The organism is Bacillus sp. AFS040349 (genome assembly GCF_002577655.1).
GTDB lineage: Bacteria > Bacillota > Bacilli > Bacillales > Bacillaceae > Metabacillus.
This window is the reverse complement of sequence record NZ_NUMC01000147.1, coordinates 1-1,230: the sequence shown is the minus strand read 5'-3', so window position 1 is coordinate 1,230 and position 1,230 is coordinate 1. Positions and strand designations below refer to the sequence as shown.

Genomic DNA, 1,230 nt, shown 5'->3' with positions numbered 1-1,230 from the left:
ATCTTTTGACACTACCTAAACCCGGGTAACTTTTTTCGATCATATCATTAATTGAATTAGTGAATTTTAGATTCTCCTCGTAGTTTTCATGTGAACTTCCAATTACAAACGAAATCTTCGCATAGGTATTCCCGTTAATAGTAGTTGTTGATAAATTTCTAGGCAATGAATCGCGATGAATATCAAAATTCATTTCTAAATCTGGATTAAACTTCATCTCATTCAGCACGATTTCTCTAGACAATTGATATGAGCTTCCAAAATCCAAATCCCGTTCCCCAAGAATACTGATGATATCAACGTCACTTACTCTATTCCCTATTCCATTCTGTTTCAACACATTTCCTAAGCGGTCTCCAACTAGGGTTACATTGAATTTTGAATGGTAAGACATCTCGGGTGCTGTGCCCTTTTTAAAATAAGGTAAGAAGGATTCACGATTATGAGAAGAGTAAATAAAAACAACCTTTCTGCCGAATGTGCTATGAAATTTGTTTTTATCTATAATTGGCACTCTTGGCTCTTTAAAAATATTATCTAAATGTGCATTTATTTTTAATTGGTCTAAGGCCCCATCATTATTAAGAGCTTCTTCCTTAGGGACTATTTCTTTTCCACTAACTTCCATTAATTTCTCTTCACCTTTAGACGCACTAATTATCTTTGAAGTAGTCCCAGCAGTTAAATGCATTTTCGGAATTTCACTATTATTACCTTGCTTTTTTTCAAAAGTAGTTTCTTTATCATTCATATCTTTTAAAAGAAAGAAATGTATGTAAATTAATAAACTTATCAATAAACTAACTGAAATAACTATTAAAAGCTTTAAATCTTTTTCACTTAAGTTTCTCACTATAATACCTCAATTAGTAGTTATTTATTATATTTATCGGTTTAAATAGAGATAATGTTTATATTAATAACATGATTAAATAAAGCTGAGAAATTAAGATATATTTAAAAATGCATTAAATAAGGGGCTTTTTTTGGAAGAAAAGCAGAATATTTTTTCTAATACTTGCTCACTTTGGAGTCATTTTAATTGCAATTGTGCAATTGGGTTAACTGGTCCCAGTACATATTCAGTAAAGAAACAATATGTATTAAATGAAGGGGTTAGGAAAATACCCTTCATAACTTTAATCTACTGCAATTTCAAACAACTTTAAATACTAAAAAAAGAAATGTAGACCCTTTGTCTACATTTCTTTCAGATTGTCGACAAAAGAC

1 protein-coding gene is annotated in these 1,230 nt (G+C 30.2%); it reads right to left on the bottom strand.

Features of this window, described 5'->3' with window-relative positions:
• Window positions 1-853, bottom strand: an 853-nt coding sequence (gene spoIIP / locus COD11_RS24150; RefSeq protein ID WP_098799453.1) for a stage II sporulation protein P, incomplete at its 3' end; no start/stop codon positions are given.
• Window positions 854-1,230: the final 377 nt, after the last annotated feature.